This window comes from Mesorhizobium sp. CC13 (assembly GCF_039907765.1).
In the GTDB taxonomy this organism is placed as follows: Bacteria; Pseudomonadota; Alphaproteobacteria; order Rhizobiales; family Rhizobiaceae; genus Aminobacter.
On sequence record NZ_JARDJI010000052.1, the window covers coordinates 1 to 1,126 of the forward strand.

Annotated in this window: 1 protein-coding gene; it reads right to left on the reverse strand. The window is 66.0% G+C overall.

The genetic code is table 11. The annotated features are described in order from the left end of the window. Positions 1 to 1,126 (reverse strand): S-(hydroxymethyl)glutathione dehydrogenase/class III alcohol dehydrogenase (locus tag PV773_RS25115; RefSeq protein WP_347968986.1); only part of this gene is annotated, 1,126 nt, incomplete at both ends.

Genomic DNA, 1,126 nt, shown 5'->3' on the forward strand with positions numbered 1-1,126 from the left:
AGTAGACCACGACGCTTCTGATGCTCTCGCCGGCATGCATGAGGTCGAAGCCCTTGTTGATGTCCTCGAGCTTGAGGGTGTGGGTGATCATCGGGTCGATCTGGATCTTGCCCTCCATGTACCAGTCGACGATCTTCGGCACGTCGGTGCGGCCGCGGGCGCCGCCGAAGGCGGTGCCCTTCCAGGTCCGGCCGGTGACCAGCTGGAACGGCCGCGTCGAGATCTCCTGGCCGGCGCCGGCGACGCCGATGACGATCGACTCGCCCCAGCCGCGATGGCTGGCTTCGAGCGCCTGGCGCATGACCTTGACGTTGCCGGTGCAGTCGAAGGTGTAGTCGGCGCCGCCGATCTGGTCGGCGCCGCGCTTGGTCATGTTGACCAGGTACGGCACGATGTCGCCGTCGACCTCCTTCGGGTTGACGAAGTGGGTCATGCCGAAGCGGGTCCCCCATTCCTTCTTGTCGTTGTTGAGGTCGACGCCGATGATCATGTCGGCACCCGCGAGCCTGAGGCCCTGGATGACGTTGAGGCCGATGCCGCCGAGGCCGAAGACGATGGCGGTGGCGCCGATCTCGACGCGTGCCGTGTTGATGACAGCACCGATGCCGGTGGTCACGCCGCAGCCGATGTAGCAGATCTTGTCGAAGGGCGCGTCGGGGTTGACCTTGGCGAGTGCGATCTCGGGCAGCACGGTGAAGTTCGAGAACGTCGAGCAGCCCATGTAGTGGAAGATCTTGTCCTTGCCGATCGAGAAGCGGCTGGAACCGTCCGGCATCAGGCCCTGGCCCTGCGTCGAGCGGATGGCGGTGCAGAGGTTGGTCTTGCGGCTGAGGCACGACGGGCAGGAGCGGCATTCGGGCGTGTAGAGCGGGATGACGTGGTCGCCCTTCTTGAGCGAGGAAACCCCCTTGCCGACGTCGACGACGACGCCGGCGCCCTCATGGCCGAGGATGGCCGGGAAGATGCCTTCGGGATCGGCGCCCGACAGGGTGAACTCGTCGGTGTGGCAGATGCCGGTCGCCTTGATCTCGACCAGCACCTCGCCCTCGCGCGGGCCCTCGAGGTCCACCTCCATGATCTCGAGCGGCTTGCCTGCTCCAACGGCGACGGCGGCGCGGGTTTTCAT